The organism is Victivallis sp. Marseille-Q1083, from assembly GCF_903645315.1.
In the GTDB taxonomy this organism is placed as follows: Bacteria; Verrucomicrobiota; Lentisphaeria; order Victivallales; family Victivallaceae; genus UMGS1518.
The window spans coordinates 844,630-861,889 of sequence record NZ_CAHJXL010000001.1 but is presented as its reverse complement, the minus strand read 5'-3'; the positions used below and the strand labels follow the sequence as shown (position 1 = coordinate 861,889).

The window sequence follows — 17,260 nt, the reverse complement described above, 5'->3', positions numbered from 1 at the left end:
TGGTGTATTCCAACGAACAATCGGAACCATGACTATGACAAATCCTGCCAGCTGCATTGCCGTTTTATTGATACTGTGCGGAATTTCCGCCGCAACCGCCGAAAATTTCCTGACCGTTCCATTATCACCGCAACCACCGACGATCGACGGGACACTTTCTCCCGGCGAATGGGAGGTATCCGGCCAACTGAATGCGTTCCACCCGGCCGGCGCGGTACGCCAGCGGGCCTGGCTGACCGCCGATGCCGAACGGTTCTATCTCGCGTTTCAAACCTCCGGCCAGAATCCGACCAAAATATCGACTTCGCTGACCGAACGCGACGCCGCAATTTATTCCGAAGAATCAATGGAACTGCACCTCGCCTTCGATGGAACGGCGGAACACAAAATCCAACTGGTCGTCAATCCGGCCGGAATCATTTTCGACAAGCGCGGCAACGATGTCGCCTGGAACGGCGACTGGCAAGTTCGCACCTCCCTCAACGAGCAAGGCTGGAATCTGGAATTGAGCATTCCGTGGTCTTCGCTCGGCCTGGAATCGCCGCCGGCGGATACCGCCAGGATGCTGGTGGTCCACAATGCGACGACCGACAGCGGAATCAGCAGCTACACCTGGAGTCAGCCTTTGACCAATTTCCACAATATCACCGCTTATCCGTCCGTTGCCTTTAATGCCGGAGGCCTGACCGGCAGCCTGGAGCCGGTCACTTTTGCCGATGAAATGCCGCAGTTGACCTGGCAGCTCCGCAATACGGACGACCGTCCTCACGCCGCGCGGGCCACATTGGATTTCGTCCGCAGCGGCATCATCCGCGACGATTATCCGCCGATCACCCGGGAGGTGACGGTCGAACCGCACGGCACCGCCCAACTGGAACTGTCCCCGCAATTGAAGCTCAGCGAACCGGTCGAAGCCAGACTCTCGCTGACCGACCTGACCGGCAACCGGGAAGTTTTCTATTACCAAGCGCCGCTGGAATATCTGCCGGACTACCCGATTTCGCTGGTTGCGAAAAACTATCTGCCGGCCGGCCGCTGCCGGCTGATCGCCTCCAGCCGGCTGCCCGACGAGACCGTCGTCGCCTACCGGTTGCTGACCCCTTCCGGCCAAACGGCGGCCGAAGGCGATTTCACCGTCCGCAACCACAATGGGGAAACCGAATTCGCCGTCACCGTGACCGAAGGGGGCGACTACCGGCTGCAGGCGGAAGCGGTGCTGCCGGACGGTTCCCCGGCGACGTTCTCCCAGGAGCTGCCGGTGCTGAAAAACCCGGAATGGCTCGGCAACCAGTGCGGACTGGCCCATCAGGTCATGCCGCCCTATACGCCGGTGACGTTCACCGGCGAGGCGCTGCACTGCCTGGCCGGCAGTTACCAGTTTGGGAACACCAATCTGCCGACCCAGATCAGCAGCGAAGGCGTCCCGCTGCTGGCCGCTCCGATTCAACTGCTGGCCGACCGGAACGGCGCCACAATCGACCTGTCCGCCGGCAGACTTCAGCCCGGCGAGGCCGCCGAGGACCGGATCGAACTGGCCGGCTCCAACGCGATAGACGGCCTGGCCTACCGGGCGGAACTGTCGATGGAGGAGGACGGTTTTCTCTGGTATGAATTGACCCTCCTGCCGGACCGGCCGCAGACCCTGGACCGCCTGGCGCTGCAGATTCCGTTCCGCCCGGAAATTGCCGAATACATCTATCCGATCGATTTCACCTGGAACAATTACGCCCGGACGCTGGACGGCGACTGGCATTCCGCCTTCAGACCGGTCGTCACGGTTTACAACGACGACCGCGGCCTGGCCTGGTATGCCGAATCGATGGAAAATTGGAATTGCGCCGCCGCCGAACCGCTGCAATTGCGCCCGACTGCAGAGGGCAGCGTATTCAGCGTCGCCCTGATCGATCAGCCGACCGTCATCGACCGGCCGCTGAAGATCGGTTTCGGCCTGCAGATCACCCCGCCGAAGCCATATGACGCGCGGGAACGCCGCCGCCGGCTGACCCATTGGGCCGGTTACGACGAAAACCTTCGCGACCACCTCGGCACCGGCGCCCTGGTCTACACCCCCGCCGAAAAGTTCAATCCGGAAGCCGGAACGCTGGTCATGACGCTGCGGCCGGAATTCCCCGGCGGCAATACGGAAATCTTCTCCGTTTCCGACTCCCACGGCAGCCTGTTCCGGCTGTTCCGGCAGGGCGGCACCGGCAGTTGGGTCGGCGAACAGACCACGCCAGACGGGGACAAATTGCTGTTCGATACGGCGGACCTCGGCCTGCCGGCCGATCGAATCAACCGACAGTGGACGCAGCTGGCGCTCTGCTGGGATGCCGGGACGGTCCGGCTTTACGAGAACGGCCGGGAAATCGGCCAGGCCGCGGCCAGCGGCCTGTTCGGCCGCCCGGCGGAAAATACCGAAATCCGGCTCTGCTTCGGCACGACCAAAGTACAGGCCGACAGCAGCTTTCAATTGCGCGACCTGGCGCTGTTCAACCGGACGACTGAACCGGCGGCATGGCAGGAGCTCTCGCCGGACACCGCCGGCGTCGTCCTCTGCGAAAATGCCGGCGCGGCATTTCAGCAATACCGGACGCCCGGCGGCGGCGAACGGTTCGGCGTGCTCTCCGAAGTCGAAATCGACGGCGTCAAGTGCTGGCAACTGTTCAACACCTTCACCGATTACCGGCTCGGCAGCGGCGCGCGCTACGCTAATATGCATCAGGACTGGGGTAAAAACTACGGCGATCCCTACCCGGCCGATGAACGGCGCATCAAAGCGTTGCATGAACTGGTCGACCACTTCCACCGCCGCGGCGGCCAGCTCGGGCTCTATTACGGCGGTGGACTCGGCGACAACGCGCCGATGAGCCGTTACTTCCACGATCTGTGGATGTCGGAACCGGACAGCCGCTGGGTGCCGGATTCCAACTGGAACAGCGATTGGATCAATTACCTCGATCACGCCTTTTCCGCCAGTTGCGTCGGCGCGGATTGCTGGACGGATTTCATCGCCTTTCATGCCGACAAAATGATCCGGGAATTCGGCACCGACGGCTATTATTATGACGGCGCGATGTTCTCCGGCGATTGCCGCAACACCGCCCACGGCTGCGGCTGGATCGACCGAGACGGCAATTTACGCGACAGCTTCCCGCTGCGCAAACTCCATCGGCACGGCAAACGTCTCTATCAGATTCTGATGTCGCGTCAAGCGGACGGCTTGATCTTCAACCACTATTCCGGCAACCTGATGCCGCTGGCCGGCGCCTGGAGCCATCGGCTGCTGCTCGGCGAGGAGTACATGATTCACCAACCGGGCTTCCAGGTCGACCTGCCGGATTTCCGTGCCAAATTCTACGGACGGCAATTCGGTGCGCCGGTGGAATTCCTGGTCTATTTGAACAACCCGTTCCAATTCCGGGAAGGACTGGCATACACGCTGCTGCACGACATCAATTACAGTGCGTTCACCCTTGAGGCGCTAGAGGGGCTGGTGCCGGTCTGGCGGATTTTCGACCGGATGAATTGTGAAAACGCCGAATGGCTGCCGTATTGGCACAACCGGCGGCAGGTCCGGCTTTCGCCGCAGGATCCGCGGATCGTCTGCAGTCTGTATTTGAATGCGGGAGAATCGGCGTTGGCCGTCGTCGGCAATTTGACGGACGAACCGCAAAGTGTTTCGGTGGAAATCGATCCGGCGCTGCTGCAATTTCCGGGCAACACCTTCTCCGCCGCCGAAATGGAATGGCGGCGGGACCTGCCGGTGAATGACGGCAAAATCACCATCGACATTCCGGCCCGGGACGTCCGGCTGATCGCCCTTGGTCCGGCGCAAACCGTGTCCGCCCGATAACCGACGCATCCGCGAAAGCCTCAGTTCTGACGGCTATCGGTCGAAACCGCTCAAACAAACATCGGCCACTTCAAAAGAACGGGAGTGACCGATGTTTTTATCCCCCCTTTTTACCAGCGGCCGGACGCGCCGCCACCACCAAAACCGCCACCGCCGCCGCGAAATCCGCCGCCGCCAAAACCACCGCCGCCGCCGCGAAATCCGCCGCCGCCGCCGCCAAAAAAGAAAAAACCGCGCGAACGGCTGAAGATCAGCAACAGAATAATGAAGAAAACAATTGCGCCCCACCCGGCGCCGCCATCCTGTTCTTTCGCCCGGCGCGGCGGCACCGGCAGATCCGCCACCGGCTTGCCGGTCACCAGTTCTTCCACGCGGTTCACCGCATACCTGGCAGCCGTATCATAGTCGCCATCCTGCAAAAAACCGGTCATGCCCCGCACGATATCTCCCGCCCGGGCGTCATTGATGACGCCTTCCCAGCCGTAGCCGATTTCCAGCCGCATTTGCCGGTCCCTGACCGCCAGCAGCAGAATGGCGCCATTCGCTTCCTTTCTGCTGCCGATTTCCCACTTTTCCGCCACTTTGATGCCGAACGTTTCCAGATTGTCCCCTTCCAGCGACGGAATGGTCAGCACCGCCATCTGTCCGCCGGTCGCATTCTCCAGTCGACGAATCGCCTGTTCCAATGCGGCTTCGCCTTCCGGCGAGAATACCTGGGCGCGGTCAACCACCCGGCCGGTCAATGGCGGCACCGTCAAAGCGGCCTGCAACGACGGCAGGAAGGCACCAAATATCAATACGACGGCCCAAATGATCCGGAATTTCATCGGTAAACCATTAGAACCGCACTTGCGGCGGCGTCTGCACTGCGGCGGCACCGGCCGGGGGCTGGAAATATTCCGCCGCCGTCAACCCCATGCCGGAAGCGAACAACGAACCGGGAAACTTGCGGATTGCCGCATTGAAATCCCGCACGCAATCATTGTAACGGGTCCGGGCCACGCTGATCCGGTTTTCAGTCCCGGCCAGTTCATCCTGCAACCGGATGAAATTCTGATTAGCCTTGAGGTCCGGATAATTCTCGGCGATCGCCAGCAGACGGCCCAAAGCCGATTCCAGCACCGCGCCCGACTCGGCTTTGGCCTCCGGGCCGGAAGCGGTCAGCAAACGGCTGCGGGCTTCGGCGATTTCGGAGAAAATCTTATTCTCGTGCGCGGCATATCCCTTGACCGTCTCCACCAGATTCGGGATCAAGTCCACCCGGCGCTGCAATTGCGTATCAATCTGGCTCCAATTCTCTCTCACCCGTTCCTGCCGGTCGATCAGGCCGTTCCGCACCGAAATCACGAAAATCGCCCCGATCACCACCAGGGCAATCAAACCGCCGACCACCGCCAAACTGATTTTTGCCGTCTGCGTCATATTCCTTCTCCAATTCTGGTTGAAAATTGCCGGCCGTTTCCTTACGCGCCATCCAGCGCATAATCTAAACACCTTTTCACGGAATACAACTTTGAAAGAAAAAAATTGCGCCCGGTCACTTCCGCAGCGAACACCGGGAATTCCGGCATTTGCTTTCAGCCGTTTTTCAGCGATTCCGGCGTCGAATCCCGATAGATCACCTCCGGCGCCACCAACACTTTCGGCGGCACCGGCCGCTTGTCGATGACCGAAAAAAGCAGCTCGACCGCCGCCTCCGCCAGCGTATCCGGAAACAGTTCGACCGAGCTCAGGCGCGGCGTCGAATATTCACAGAACGCCGAATTGTCGCAACCGATCACCGCCACGTCCTCCGGCACCCGGAAACCGGCGGCGGCCAACTCCCGGCAAACCGCCATGGCGAAAAGATCGTTGCAAAAGAGAATCATCGCATCCAATTGGGTTTGCCGGACATAAGCGACCACCTGCTCGGCCAGTTTTTTCGGTGAAATAATCTGTTCGATATTCAGTTCAAAGGATTCGAGCCGACGGGCGTGAATGCCGGCCCGGTAGCCCCAGATCTTACTCAGGTTGCAACGCAGCGAACTGTAGAAGGTCGTATAACCGATCCGGGAACGGCCGGCATCGACCAGTTGCAGAACCAGATTTTGATAGCACTGGTGAAAATCCGACGAGACAAAATGACTGATCGGCACATTCGGCTCGTCAATGAAGACGACGTTGTCTTCCGGCCGGAAACAATCGGCCAGGGAAAATTCCTGATAGTCATGGGCAAAGCAGATCAAGCCGTCGACATGGTAAGAACGGAAATCTGCCAGATACTTGACCAGCCGCCGGTAGCTGTCGTGCGCCTGGCCGATCATCAGCCGGTAATTCCGCTCGTTGAGCATCTCCTCGATACGGGACAGGATGGCGTTCTTCTGCAAAGAGGCCTGGGTGTCGATCAAACAACCGATGATATAACTGTTCTTGCCGGCCAGCGACCGGGCGGAAGGATCGGGAGAAAAATTCATCTCCTTCGCCAAATCCATAATCCGTTTGCGGGTCGACTCCGAAACCCGGATCGACCCCTTGCCGCCGCCGCACAGCACCCGGCTGACGGTGGCACGGGAAACCTTCGCCCGTTCGGCAATATCCACTAATCTAACTTTCGTCTCCATAACATGTTTCTTCTTCCGCGGCACCCGGCGCCCTGTTTCCACCCAATTCAATGAAAATACTTTAATGGCGCCGGGACCGCTTTTCAATCCTTGCCGCTGACTTTGTGACGAATTCTTCTATTCGGCATAGAGAATGTCGCACCCGACTCCTTCACTGGCAAAACGCCAACTGCCGTCCGGCTGCCGGACGGTCCGCCCGAAGCGGGAATGGAAACGCCCGGATTCCGGCAGGTCCAGTTCCGCCCGGCCGCCTTCCTTCGACGGCGCCACGATGACCACCGCCTGCCGGCCGTCATCGGCGGTGAAACTTTGGACGGCAAGCTGTCCATCGAGCATGCGGCAGTCAAATGCCGGCCCGGCCGGATCGCCCAGCAGATACGGCGCCAGTTTTTCCAATTCCGCCGCCACCCGGCAGACTTTCGGCCATTGACGGTCGAACAGTTCCCGATCCGGTCCCCGTTTCAAATCGAAGTAAGAATACATCACAAAGCCTTTGGCTCCGTAAATTGCTTCCAATAGAACAATGCTCAGCATTTCCTCTTCGGTCGGATCGACATATTTCCGGTAACGTTCCCAATCGGCACCGGCCCAATAGACGCCCTGATTAAAAATCTGCGGCACCGCCCAGAGCGCCATATTTTCCCCCAGCCCGGCCACGGTCCTGCGCAACACCGATTCGACGCTGGCGATGTCGCTGCCGGCATAGCCGATCGGATAAGGATCGATGCCATAGACATCGGCGCCGGCCATATATACCTTCGGCGTGTCGTAGTGACATGTCACCAACCAGGTCGGATGCCAGGGGTCGCGCCCGTTGACCAGCTCACGGCGCACTTTCAGTCGTTCATACATCTCCGGTCCGTCCTCATCGCAGATATACCAGGCCAGCAGAGCCGGATGATTCCGAAACGTTTCGACCACCTTATCCAGGACCGCCAACTCGCCGGTCGTGCCTTCCCATTCCCGGATCCAACCGTTGTCACGGATATCTTTCAGTGAAAAAATGATCTTCAATCCCGCCGCTTCCAACCGGTCCAGTTCGCCGCGAATCGCCGCTGCACCGGCCGCACCGTCATCCGACTGCCAGACCAACGTATCATACGGCATGACGCAATTGAAACTGCCGGCGGCAATCGCCGGAATCTCCGCACCGATATTCCGGCCGCCGCACCGGTCGATATAAAGCCCGATCGGCAGGAATTTCGCCCCGTTGACCCAGGCGCGTCCGCGTTCATCGATCCAGCAGGCATTTTCCGGCCGCCGCTCCGAATCGATCCGCCGCAACCGATGGGAACTCCTGCCCAGCAGGGTCGCGCCGTCCGGCGCATACAATTCCAGCGCCAGGAGTTCGCAATCGTCGGGCAATGCCAGTTCTGTCACCCCTTCCGACCATTCGAAACACCGGGATTGCCGTTCTTCTCCGGCCGCATTTAAAAACGATGCTTTGCAGGTCAACGGCTGATTTCGAAGATTTTCCGGTAAATTGTAAACGGTGCCGGTCAAATGAACCGCCGCCTGCCTGACCGGCAGACTGCCGCGATAATCCCGCAGAGCCGTCACCCAGCGGACTTCATCTTTCCGGTGCAGGAAAAAGTTGGAAAACCAGGCTTCGCCGGTGGTATCCGGCCGCAAATAGGGCGTGAAAGTCGCCGTCACCGCCTCTTCCGGAACGGCAAATTCACCCTTCAGCAGCGTCCAATCGCGTTCTCCCGCCGCCATCGCGCCATAATCACCGGTCAAGTATTTTCCGTCGGCATCGTGAAATTCCACACAGAACGCCGCCGTAACCTCGGCGCCGTTGCCAAGCTGCGCTGCTTTCACCCAACCGCCATATTCATAGAGTTCGCCGGGCTGCAAACCGGTCAATTCGACGGTCGCCAGCACATAGGAATCCGCCGAAGGACGGCAATAGTATACCGCCCCGCTGCCATCCTTGCCTTCACTCAAACGCCACTGGTAGCCTTCCGGCAGGTACCAGGCTTCGGCCTGTCGCAGCGCGGCCGCCGGAAAGAGGTTCTCTCCGGCAACCGCCGCGGCATTCAGCAGCATCCCCAACAATATTCCGCGCAACAACCGTTTCATCATGGTCAAGCAGTCCCGATTCAATTGACTTTTCTCCGCCCGCCGTTTTTGTAGACAAAACGCGTATTTTCCCAGAAATAATCCTGCGCATCCACCGTCCCCAGGACGGCTTCATCACCGCCGGCGGCAGCATGCCCGTCACCGAACAGGAACAATCCGCGTCCGGAATGCCGGAAATCGATCAAATTGTCGCAATCACTGGCATCGGTGATATAAAACCAGTTGACCGAACCGCCACTGGCATTCGCCGCCTCGGTCATCATGATCACGGCGGAGGGATTGCGCATCGCCCCCTGTTTCAATCCCATCGTCGCAAATCCCTTGGAGTCGATATTGGAAATCCGGCAGGTTTCCGGCGTGGATTGCCAGAATGCGGCCGCAGCATAAGTGGTTCCACGATTTCTTACCGAAGTCTGCCCGCAAAAAATGAAATTATCACTGGTGCTGGAGTAGCCGAGCATCACCGGATACCCCTGATCCTGGAAATACTTCATAAAGTTGCTGCCTTCCCCGGCGATCGAACTCTCCGACGCGTAAATATCCGCCCAGTAAAACGTACAGGAATTGTCCCAGCACATCGTCATGATATTGTCGTTGTAGTCGTTGGCATACAAAGCAAACCCCAATCCCTGCTGTTTGAAGTTGCTGGTGCATTTGATTGCCACCGCCTTCTCCTTGGCCTTGCTCAGCGCCGGCAGCAACATGCTGGCAAGAATGGCGATGATCGCAATCACGACCAACAATTCAATCAATGTGAATCTCTGAAATTTCCCTTTGCGCACTTTCATGTTCCATTCCTTTTTTTTCAATTTTGCCGCGACCATCATTTCCGGCCGCGCCGTTCTTTTGATAAACATTTTGATAAACCGATCTATCAATCATGATTTAATTATACTGAATTTTTCCCAAAAAGTCAATAGGGCAACCGCATTTTTTTGAAAAATATTTCTTTGGGTCAATTGAAAAAGTAAACGCACCGCAGAAAATAGACAGCTTGCATTTATGAAGTTTGACAAATGCGATGGCGTAACAATATGAAACCGCGCACGAGAATCTTTTACTGCAATCCCTATTCTTCCTGGCAGAAGGGACATGCGGAAAATAATCATCTCAACCTTTTAGGCTAACTGAATGCACAAATTTTTGAGGGTGGGGGGGTAATTTGACAAATGTGCGTTTATTTTTTTAAGTGGCCAAATTTTTACCGGCCGGCGGAAAACCGATGGCAAGGGAGTTGACCGGCGGGAGAAACTGGAGCGGAATTTGCCGGGCTGGCGATTGTATTTTCCGGAGAATTGCGTATATTAGTTGCCAATCTTTGAACGAGGACGGAATGAAATGAAAAAAACGAGCTGGCTGGTTTTGCTGTTGCTGCTGACGCTGGGAGGCGGAGCGGCGGCACTCTGGGGGGCTTCGGCGCCCGGAATCGGTGCGGGGAACGAGCCGTTGCCGTCCTTGTTCCAGCCGTTTGACAGCTTCCGGAATTCGACGATTCTGCGCCAGGACAGCCCGGTGAGCGCGGAACCGTATTGGGAACCGCCGGTGCGCGGCGAGCACTGTTTCGCCGTCAAGCGGGTGCCGATGAAAAGCTCCTGCGGCAAGCCGCCGGTGCGCAGTCCGGTACTGCCGCCGGAACGGATGCTGCCGGTTCCGCCTGAAATTTACTGCGCTTTCGCCCGTCCGGGTGAATTTATCTTCCAACCTCAAACTTTGCTGGCCGATCAGATCATCGTCCGGGCCGGTCCGCCGGCTTGATCCCGGTACCGGTGCGGCGCCGTCTGATGCGGTCGCGCCGTTGAATCGGTGTGACACCGGTACCTTGCGCTTGCTGGTTCGAATGTTTCCCGTCTGGGAAGCGGTTCGAGCTTCCGATTGTATCGCGGGGACTCCGGAGCGGGGGAAGCCGGCACTGCCGGCGGTTATCGACCATGATCCGGGGATGCCGAAATTGTTTTGAGGAAGAGAATCATTGATGGATAACATGCACTTCAAGCTGAGAACCACCATTCTGGCGGTGGTCACACTGATATTTGCCTGGGCGATTTACCCGTTGACGCCGCAGGATTTTTACGAAACGTTCCGGAAGACGCTCAATGCCGCCAACCGGCAAGCCGGCGAAGAATTGATCGTGGAGGCCCGGGAATTGCAGACGAACAGTCCGGATAAAAATCCGGCGGTCGCGCTGTTGGAAGTGGCCGAGGCCAGGCAGGTGAAGTTGAACCGGCTGGTGGAGGGGGCCAAGGGCGGCGACAACAGCGACGTCGTCGCGATGATCCGCAAAAAGGCCTCCGGCTCGATCCGGCTGGGGCTCGATTTGAACGGCGGTGTGGAGTTTGTGCTGGATTTGGTGCCGGATGCGGATTTTCTGGCGCAATTCGAGCATGACGGCGATAAGAGCGACCGGGCGGAACTGGAGAAGCGCATTGAGCGGGAGTTCAATCATTACCGCGACCAGGCGATCGAAACGCTGCGGAAGCGATTGGAAACCCAGAATATCTTCGAGTCGGAAATTTCGCCGTTCGGCAGCCGTTCAATCTCTTTGAAGGCGCCGATCGTCTCCAAGGATGAGAAGGACAAATTGCAGAGCATCATCCAGATGAGCTGCAAGCTGCGGTTCCGGCTGGTCCACCCGGACAATGACCGGCTGGTCGAAGAGTACCGGCGCGATCCCGCCAACTTCATGCCGCCGCCCGGCTATATGCTGTTGAGCAGCACGGAAAAAATACCGGATGCCGATACCGAGGTCGTCAATTACTACTTTGTGTCCCGACGGGCGGAGATGGATGGCCGGGACATCGTTGCCGCGGCGGCGGAAAAGGACAGTTACGGACAGTTGCGGATTTCATTGTCGTTCAATGCCGCCGGCGCCGAACAGTTCGGCCGGATTACCAGCGAAAATATCAACCGGCAGTTGGCGATTGTGCTTGATGGCAAATTGTATTGCGCGCCGTATATCCGGGCGGCGATCGTCGACGGCAACGCTTCCATTTCCGGCAGTTTCTCCCATGAGGAGGCGCAGAATATCGCCGACGCGCTGACGGCCGGCAGTTTCCCGTTTCAGATCAAGATCAACGCCGTGTATGACACGGCGCCGTCGCTGGGGGCGGACAACGTCCGGAACGGTATTTGGGCCGGTCTGCTGGCGCTGGCGCTGCTGACGGTTTTCATGTGCGTCTATTACCGTCGGGCCGGGGTGATCGCCGTGTTGGCGCTGGCGCTCAATGTCGTGTTGATCATGGGCGCGATGGCGGCGTTCGGGGCGACGCTGACGATGCCGGGGATTGCCGGGATCATCCTGACTTTGGGGATGGCGGTCGATGCCAACGTGTTGATCTTCGAGCGGATCCGTGAAGAGCTCAACCGCGGCAGGAATCTGGCGGCCGCCATTCCGCTCGGTTATGAGAAAGCGTTCTCCGCCGTGCTGGACGGCAATGTCACCACGCTGCTGATCGGCGTGATTCTGATGTATTTCGGCAGCGGGCCGGTCAAAGGTTTCGCGGTCAGTTTGTCGATCGGTATTGCCAGCAGCATGTTTACCGCGTTGTTCATGACCCGGCTGATCTTCGATTATGCGTTGCGGTTCCGGCAATGGAAGACGTTGAAAATGTGCCGTTTTTTCAGCAAGCCGAACTACAATTTCATCAAAGCGCGCCGCTGGGCGTTTCCGTTATCCGGCACATTGCTGGTGCTGAGTGTCATCGTCTGCCTGGTCAAAGGCAGTTCGATGCTGGGGGTGGATTTCACCGGCGGCACCATGTTGTCGTTCAATTACGCCGAAGAAGTGCCGGTCAAACAGTTGGAAACTTCGCTGCAAGCGGCCAATCTCGAGGCCCGGATCGGTTACAAGGCCAATGCCTCGATGTCGGACAACCGCAAAGTGGAGTTCCTGATCCGGGAGATCGACCTGAGCGGTGATCAGCAGGCGACGGACATCAAGAGCCGGGTGCTGGAGAAGTTGTCGCGGGATTTCCCGCAACTGCAGTTGTCCGACGGGCAGGAATCCACCGTCGGCGGCCTGGTCGGCTGGGAGATGAGCAAGTCGGCGCTGCTGTCGATCGTGTTGGCTGTCGTCGGCATGATCATTTACGTTTCGCTCCGTTTCGAATTTTCCTACGCGATCGCCGGAATGATCGCGCTGGCGCACGATGTGCTCATCGCCCTGGGGATTTTCCTGCTGATGGGCCGGGAATTGTCGCTGCCGGTGGTGGCGGCGCTGTTGACGATCATCGGCTATTCGATCAACGATACCATCGTCATCTTCGACCGCATCCGCGAAGAAGTGAAGCTGATTCCGGACAAAACCTATTCGGAAATCATCAACATCAGCATCAATCAGACCTTGAGCCGGACCATTTTGACCAGCGTGACGACGCTGCTGGTCGTCGTGGTGATGTTCTGCTTCGGCGGCATCGCGATCAACGATTTTGTCCTGGTGATGATGCTGGGAATTGTCATCGGTACCTTCTCCTCGATCTTTATCGCCAGTCCGATAGTGTCGTTCTGGCACCGTAAAATCGGCATGCGTGTCGCCCGGGAAAAGTAAACTGAAAAGTGGCGCCCGCCATCCGCACTCAACGGATGACGGGCGCCGGGATTAGGGAAAACGGGAATATCTTAACGCTTACAGCGCAAGATCGTTGAAATAGAGCGCCTCGGTGGGCTGGTCCGCTCCATTGTCGTCGTTCGTTTCGGGCGTTTCCTCGCTTTCGGCCGGAACTTCGGCCTCAATGCTGACTTCGTCGGTCTCTTCGTTGTCGTCCTTGACCGCTTCGTCATCCGTTCCGGCCGCATCCGCCGCCGGTTCCACCGCTTTGTCGTTGCCGTCCTTGACCGCTTCGTCATCCGTTCCGGCCGCATCCGCCGCCGGTTCCACCGCTTTGTCGTTTGTTTCGGCGTCTTCCGGCTGAACTGCCGTTTCCGCTTCATTCTTCGTTGCCGGTTCGTTTGCCGGTTCGGCCACTGCCGGCTCGTCTTCCGCTGTCGGGGTCACGGTCGCCTGACCGGCAGTAGCCGGGCAGACGGTGCTGTCTCCAGCGGCGACGGGGTCGGCGGCAGCGTCCGGCAGGTCGCTGGCAACGGTGTAAGTGACGGCGAAAGCCGTGACCAGGGCCAGGGTTGACCAGATGATTTGTCTCATTTTTCAAACTCCTTTTTTGGATTCGGCAGCCGGCCTATTCCGGTTGCTTTCTTTACCCAATAGTATAACCAATGAAGATAACCGGAAGATTGCCGGAAGATTACAATTTGGCAATCTGGCCGAAAAAGACTTATTTTTGCGGTAAAAAGACGGTAAATTCGGTACCCTGACCGAATTTGCTGTCGGCTTGAATGGTGCCGCCGTGGGCCTGGACAATGGCGCGAACCAACGCCAAACCCAGGCCGTTGCCGGGACAGTTGCGGCTCGGATCGCTGCGGAAGAAGCGTTCGAAGACGCGGGACAGGTCTTCCGGCCTGATGCCGCAGCCGTTGTCGCGGATGCGGGTGACGACGGCCTGTCCGGCGGTGGTCAGCTCCACGTCGATGCTGCCGCCGGGGGCGGTGAATTTCAGCGCGTTATCCAGCAAATTGGCGAAAACCCGTTGAATTTTGAGTTTTTCAGCGACGATCGGCACCGGTGTTGCCGGCAGATGCAGGTGCAATTCGATCGACTTGGCTTCGGCGGAGGCGGAAAATAATTCGCCCGCCCGGGCCAGCAGCCGGTTCAAATCGAACTCTTCCTTGGTTAGTTTATCGCAATTGGCTTCCATCCGGGTGATTTCCAGCATGGTGTTGATGATCTGCAACATCTGATTGCATTCCTCGGCGACGATCGCTGCCATTTCCCAGTAAGCGGACAACTCCTGACGTCCGCTGACGGTAATTTCGGCCAGTCCGCGAATACGGGTCAGCGGCGTCCGCAAATCATGCGCCACGTCGTCGGTGACGCTTTGCAGTTCCAGAAATAATTTTTCAGTATTGGCTGTCATCCGGTTGAAGGTGTGGACCAGCTCATCGATTTCCGTCCCGTCGTTGCCGACCGGCACCCGGCGGCTGAAATCGCCGGCGGCGATTTGCCGGGCGGTGGCGCTGACCCGTTGCACCCGGCAGAGAAAACGGCTGGCGATGAACCAGCCGCACAGACTGCCGGCCAGCAGAATGCCGGCGAAAGTGACCAGGCAGATCAACAGATATTGGTGCATCAGCGTCTGGGTCGGCTGCAGGTTGCGCCCGATCAGCAGACGGCTGCCGTCGAACAACGGCAGTTCCAGCAACCGGAAGTCGGCGGTCGGTCCGGAGACGGTGCTGTAGCGTTCCCGGGAAAGCGGGCCGGTCGATTCCGACAGGTTCGAGGTCAGCGAATGGGCCAGCAGCCGTCCGTCCGCCGCATACAGCCGCAGGACGAGGTTGTTGCGTCCCTCCGACACTTCCCGGTCCTCGAACGTCTTCTGCAAAGCGGCGAGATGATTGGCCGGATCGAGCAATTGAGAATAGACCGTATTGTCGGCCCCCAGCCGCAATTCGTACAGTTTGCCGTCGGCGCAGCCGTAGAGAATTTGAAACTGGTCGTCCGAGACGTTGCGTTCGAAGGCCACCAGCGGCTGCAGGGTCGGTAGTTTCTGCCGGAAACGCTGCAGCGTGCCGGGCTTGACGGCGGCGAGCGGCAGCTCCCGGTCGAATTTCTGGAAGCGTTTGCCGGTCAGGTATTCATAGACCAGTTCGCGGGCGCTGTTTTTCAGTTGCCGGTCTACCGCGTCGTACAGGGCGCGGCCGAGGCAGAAGTAGAGCAAGGCCAAACCGGCAATCGCCGAAATGGCGAAGAGAGCGGCGTACCAGACGGCAATCCGGAATTTAACGGTTTTCGAAATCCGCCTGAGGCTCCAAGACATAGCCGAATCCCCTGATCGTATGGATCAATTTGCTGTCGAACGGTTTGTCGATTTTTTCTCGCAGCCGGCACATGCGGGTTTCGACGATGTTGGTCTGCGGATCAAAATTGTATTCCCAGACGTGGTCCATGATCATCGTTTTGGAAACCACCCTGCCGGCGTTGCGGGCCAGATATTCCAGCAGGGAAAATTCCAGCGGCTGAATGTCGATGCGGACATCGCCGCGATACACCTTGTGGCTCAACAGATCGACGCTCAGGTCGCCGACCCTCAGCGTCGTCGGTTCCAGGTTGGTGTTGGCCCGGCGCAACAGCGCCTGGAGTCGGGCGAGCAGTTCGGAAAAGGAGAACGGTTTGACCAGATAGTCGTCGCTGCCGTTTTCCAGTCCTTTGATTTTGTCCTTCACCGAGTTTTTGGCGCTCAGAATGATGATCGGCCGGCTGTTGCCGCCGGCACGGAGTTTTTCGACCAGCGTGAAGCCGTCCAGCCCCGGCAGCATGACGTCGATGATCGCCAGATCGTAGCTTTCCGTGCGGGCTTTGAACAGGCCGTCCGTCCCGTCGGCGGCATGGATCGTATTGTAGCCGGACTGCTGCAAGCCCTTGAGAATGAAATCCGCCGTTCTGGCGTCATCCTCGACCAAAAGAATTCTCATAAATTGTCCCGATCAGCATTTTTGCATGAAAAAAATGAAATCGTTTGATGGAAACCGCCATAAAATAAAATTGCGCCGGAGAAACCGGCGCCCGCTTTCCAGTCCATCCCGCCTTGGCAAGTTCCGCTCAAGCCTGGGTGATGCTGTCCATTTCCTGCAGCATGATGCCGGTCCCGTTGGCGACGGCGAGCAACGGATCTTCGGCGACGAACACCGGCAAGCCGGTTTCTTCGACCAGCAGCCGGTCCAGGCCGTCGAGCAACGCTCCGCCGCCGGCGAGCATAATGCCGCGGTCGATCAAATCGGCGGCCAATTCCGGCGGACAGCGTTCCAGCGTCGCCCGGCACGCTTCGATGATCGTCGTGATCGGCTCCTGCAGGGCGATCCGGATTTCACCGGCGTTGATCCGGACGGTTTTCGGCAGGCCGGACACCAGGTCGCGGCCTTTGACTTCCATTTCGGCGTCATCTTTGGTCGGATAGGCGCTGCCGAGGACGATTTTGATCCGTTCTTCGGTCCGCGACCCGATCATCAAATTGTAAACCCGTTTCATATGCTGGCCGATCGCGGCGTCCAGTTCGTCGCCGCCGACCCGGACGCTTTTGGCGCCGACGATGCCGGAAAGCGAAATGACCGCCACTTCGGTCGTGCCGCCGCCGATGTCGACGATCATGCTGCCGGACGGTTCCGCCACCGGCAGCCCGACGCCGACCGCTGCCGCCATCGGCTCCTCGACCAGCGATACCACGCCGGCGCCGGCTCGTTTGGCACTCTCTTTGACCGCCCGATTTTCCACTTCGGTGATGCCGGACGGCACCGCCACCAGCACCCGGGGGCCGAGCAGTTGCTGCCGCCAGGGCACCGAATTGATCGCCTTGCGGATGAAATAGCGCAACATGCTTTCGGTGATGTCGAAGTCGGCGATGACGCCGTCCTTCATCGGGCGGATGGCCTGAATGTTGCTTGGCGTCCGGCCGAGCATGCGCTTGGCCTCTTCGCCGACAGCAAGAACCTCTTTGGTGTTTTCGGTGATCGCCACCACGGATGGTTCGGACAGGACAATCCCTTTGTCTCGGACGTAAACCAGACAGTTCGCGGTACCCAGGTCAATACCGATGTCCGTCGTAAAAAATTTGGCCAACCGTTGCGTAAACATCAAAATTCCCTGCTTTATTCTGTAAAATTCATGCTAAATTTTGGAAAA

Annotated in this window: 12 protein-coding genes; 3 read left to right on the top strand and 9 right to left on the bottom strand. The window is 58.5% G+C overall.

The window, feature by feature from the left end; genetic code table 11:
• Positions 1 to 34 precede the first annotated feature (34 nt).
• Positions 35 to 3,853 (top strand): glycoside hydrolase domain-containing protein, encoded by a 3,819-nt coding sequence (locus HWX74_RS03370; protein ID WP_176012198.1) that lies wholly within the window; start codon positions 35 to 37, stop codon positions 3,851 to 3,853.
• Positions 3,854 to 3,963: 110 nt separating this feature from the next.
• On the opposite strand, the gene HWX74_RS03365 is transcribed toward HWX74_RS03370, so the two are convergent.
• From HWX74_RS03365 to HWX74_RS19960, 5 genes are all read right to left on the bottom strand, one after another.
• Positions 3,964 to 4,680 (bottom strand): YgcG family protein, encoded by a 717-nt coding sequence (locus HWX74_RS03365; protein ID WP_176012197.1) that lies wholly within the window; start codon positions 4,678 to 4,680, stop codon positions 3,964 to 3,966.
• 10 nt (positions 4,681 to 4,690) lie between these two features.
• Positions 4,691 to 5,275: a LemA family protein gene (locus HWX74_RS03360; RefSeq protein WP_176012196.1), complete on the bottom strand. Its 585-nt coding sequence runs from the start codon at positions 5,273 to 5,275 to the stop codon at positions 4,691 to 4,693.
• 155 nt (positions 5,276 to 5,430) lie between these two features.
• Positions 5,431 to 6,453, bottom strand: a complete 1,023-nt coding sequence (locus HWX74_RS03355) for a LacI family DNA-binding transcriptional regulator (RefSeq protein WP_176012195.1) — start codon at positions 6,451 to 6,453, stop codon at positions 5,431 to 5,433.
• A gap of 117 nt (positions 6,454 to 6,570) precedes the next feature.
• Positions 6,571 to 8,559, bottom strand: coding sequence for a hypothetical protein (locus HWX74_RS03350; protein ID WP_176012194.1), 1,989 nt, complete (start codon positions 8,557 to 8,559; stop codon positions 6,571 to 6,573).
• Positions 8,556 to 9,323, bottom strand: coding sequence for a type II secretion system protein (locus tag HWX74_RS19960; RefSeq protein ID WP_217704836.1), 768 nt, complete (start codon positions 9,321 to 9,323; stop codon positions 8,556 to 8,558). Before HWX74_RS19960 ends, HWX74_RS03350 begins: the two co-directional genes overlap by 4 nt.
• Positions 9,324 to 9,873: 550 nt before the next feature.
• On the opposite strand from HWX74_RS19960, the gene HWX74_RS03340 reads away from it, so the two are divergent.
• Together HWX74_RS03340 and secD are read left to right on the top strand one after the other, a co-directional pair.
• Positions 9,874 to 10,290 (top strand): hypothetical protein, encoded by a 417-nt coding sequence (locus HWX74_RS03340; RefSeq protein ID WP_176012193.1) that lies wholly within the window; start codon positions 9,874 to 9,876, stop codon positions 10,288 to 10,290.
• Between the two features lie 217 nt (positions 10,291 to 10,507).
• Entirely contained in the window at positions 10,508 to 13,078 is a 2,571-nt protein-coding gene (gene secD / locus HWX74_RS03335) for a protein translocase subunit SecD (protein WP_176012192.1), read from the top strand.
• A gap of 78 nt (positions 13,079 to 13,156) precedes the next feature.
• Here secD and HWX74_RS03330 read toward each other — a convergent pair whose 3' ends face one another.
• The 4 genes from HWX74_RS03330 to HWX74_RS03315 form a co-directional block, all read right to left on the bottom strand.
• A complete protein-coding gene (locus HWX74_RS03330) occupies positions 13,157 to 13,672 on the bottom strand; it encodes a hypothetical protein (RefSeq protein WP_176012191.1) in 516 nt (171 codons plus the stop codon).
• Between the two features lie 130 nt (positions 13,673 to 13,802).
• Positions 13,803 to 15,401, bottom strand: a complete 1,599-nt coding sequence (locus HWX74_RS03325) for a HAMP domain-containing sensor histidine kinase (protein ID WP_176012190.1) — start codon at positions 15,399 to 15,401, stop codon at positions 13,803 to 13,805.
• Entirely contained in the window at positions 15,364 to 16,056 is a 693-nt protein-coding gene (locus HWX74_RS03320) for a response regulator transcription factor (protein ID WP_176012189.1), read from the bottom strand. The genes HWX74_RS03325 and HWX74_RS03320 overlap by 38 nt, the downstream gene beginning before the upstream one ends.
• A gap of 127 nt (positions 16,057 to 16,183) precedes the next feature.
• Positions 16,184 to 17,212 (bottom strand): rod shape-determining protein, encoded by a 1,029-nt coding sequence (locus HWX74_RS03315; RefSeq protein ID WP_176012188.1) that lies wholly within the window; start codon positions 17,210 to 17,212, stop codon positions 16,184 to 16,186.
• Positions 17,213 to 17,260 lie beyond the last annotated feature (48 nt).